This window comes from Shewanella sp. 11B5 (assembly GCF_002836795.1).
Classification (GTDB): Bacteria; Pseudomonadota; Gammaproteobacteria; order Enterobacterales; family Shewanellaceae; genus Shewanella; species Shewanella frigidimarina.
Genome location: NZ_PJAP01000057.1, coordinates 1 through 1,419, shown reverse-complemented (window position 1 = coordinate 1,419; position 1,419 = coordinate 1). Strand labels below are relative to the sequence as shown.

General features: G+C 41.3%; 1 protein-coding gene. It reads right to left on the bottom strand.

Annotation, left to right across the window (positions count from 1 at the left end):
• The coding region (locus tag CXF78_RS00470; protein ID WP_102035684.1) for a BCCT family transporter at positions 1-1,419 on the bottom strand (1,419 nt) is incomplete at both ends.

Below are 1,419 nucleotides of genomic sequence, written 5' to 3'. Positions count from 1 at the left end.
AATCGCCTGAGTACCACCAACCCAAAGTAATACAGCTGCAATAGCACCTTCTATTACAGCCCAAAAGATGCGTTGAGGGATCGGAGCATCAATTTTACCACCAGCAGTAATACTGTCGATAACTAGTGAGCCTGAATCCGAAGAAGTAATAAAGAAAACGAGCACCAATAGCACAGCCAACATTGATAACAGATTACCTAAAGGCAACGAATCAAACATTTGGAACATAGCTAGCGGAACTTCAGTTAATCCCTTACTGCCCAATGTACCCACATTATTGATAACTTGATCAATTGCGATACCACCAAATACAGACATCCATAAAATAGTGACTACGGTTGGCACAATCAATACAGTGGAAAGAAATTCACGTACTGTACGACCGCGTGAGATACGAGCAATAAACATACCCACAAATGGTGACCATGAAATCCACCACGCCCAATAAAACACAGTCCAACCGTGCATCCAAGCTTCGTCTTCACGACCGATTGGATTACTCAATGGAATAATATTCTTTATATAACCCATTACCGTTGTTGGAATTGTACCCATTGAAACAGCAAAAGTAACAAGTGCTACAAAAATGAGTAAAGCAACAGCTAGTAACATATTGATATTACTAATGACTTTAACGCCGCCTTCAAGGCCGCGTACTACCGAGATAACAGCTAACAACGTCACTACTACAATAATAGTGATTTGTAGGGTTAAGCCGGCTTCAATGCCAAACACATGATGGAATCCAGCTGCAGCTTGTTGAGCACCTAAACCTAATGAGGTTGCTAGACCAAATAATGTGGCTAATACGGCGAAAATATCAATGATATGTCCAGGCCAGCCCCATGTGCGGTCACCCAATATAGGGTAAAAAGCCGAACGAATAGAAAGCGGCAAACCTTTGTTATAAGCAAAGAAAGCCATAGACAGCGCTACCACGCCATAAATTGACCAAGGATGTAATCCCCAATGGAACATTGTGGCACCAAGTGCAAGTTCTGCAGCTTCAGGTGTATTAGCAACCACATTCAATGGTGTTTCATACCAGCCGGTGTAATATGCTAAAGGTTCTGCAACGCCCCAAAACATCAAACCAATACCCATGCCTGCAGCAAAAAGCATTGCTATCCATGACAGTCTTGAATAATCAGCTTTTGCATCATCTCCGCCTAGGCGAATTTTACCAAAAGGAGAAACGATTAATGCTAAGCAAAAAATCACAAAAATATTAGCAGACCACATAAAGAGACTGTCAAATGTGCCGATAATTTGCCATTTTAAGCCATCTAAAAACTCTTTTGATGTTGCCGGATCGATAATTAAGATTGCAATTAAAAAAGCAGCGATTAACCCTGCGCTTATCCCAAAAACGGCGTTATGAATATCAAAGCCCCATTTTTGGATGTTATCCTGTCCAAC